The following is an 836-nucleotide window of genomic DNA, read 5'->3' as shown; positions in this document are numbered from 1 at the left end:
TCAGGTTATTATAAATGGGTCAAACGGAAACCGACGAAAACAGAGAAGCGCTTACGACACTTGATCAGCTGCATTCAAAAAGTATATGACGATCATAAAGGGATTTATGGTTATCGTCGAATCACAATCTATCTCAATCATTATCTAAACGCTCAAGTGAATCATAAATGTGTTTATCGCTTGATGCAGTTATTAGATTTAAAAGCCGTTATTCGCCGGAAGCGTTATACCTATAAGCCACATAAACCGCAACATATAGCTGAAAATGTTTTAAATAGAAAATTCCAAGCCGACTATAACGCGATGGAAGTATTATTAACAGATGTCACTGAATTCAAGTACGGAGTTCATTCGAAAGCATATTTAAGTGCCATCTTGGATTATGGTGAAAATAAAATTGTAGCCTATAAATTATCACGACATAATAACAATGCCTTAGTACGTGATACGGTCACTCAGATTAAAGATACGATTATTCCAATGAAGACATTATTTCATAGTGATCGTGGCTTTCAATACACCTCCCATGGATTTAAAAACTTTGTGGAAGAACACAAAATTATCCAGAGCATGTCACGTGTTGGTAGATGTATTGATAACGGTCCAATGGAGAATTTTTGGGGGATCATCAAGGAAGAGATGTATCGATTAACCACTTATAACACATTTGAAGAATTAGAAAAAGATATTGAGGCTTATATTGAATTTTATAATACAAAGCGCGTGACGTTGAAGATGGGGCTAAGAATTCCAGCATAAGAAAAGCCATGCATGGAATTCATACATGGCACAAAAAATTTGTTTTTTTACCTGTCTACTTGACAGGGGGCAGTTCA

The 836-nt window shown here is 35.6% G+C and carries 1 protein-coding gene; it reads left to right on the top strand.

Annotation, left to right across the window (positions count from 1 at the left end; translation table 11 throughout):
- Nucleotides 1-759: IS3 family transposase (locus tag JF53_RS07525; RefSeq protein ID WP_053351199.1), on the top strand; the 759-nt coding region annotated here is incomplete at its 5' end.
- Between the last annotated feature and the right edge of the window lie 77 nt (nucleotides 760-836).

Origin of the sequence: Ornithinibacillus contaminans, assembly GCF_001038425.2 — a bacterium.
In the GTDB taxonomy this organism is placed as follows: Bacteria; Bacillota; Bacilli; order Bacillales; family Amphibacillaceae; genus Ornithinibacillus; species Ornithinibacillus contaminans.
The sequence above is the reverse complement of the archived record's forward strand: the minus strand, read 5'-3'. Positions and strand labels throughout refer to the sequence as shown.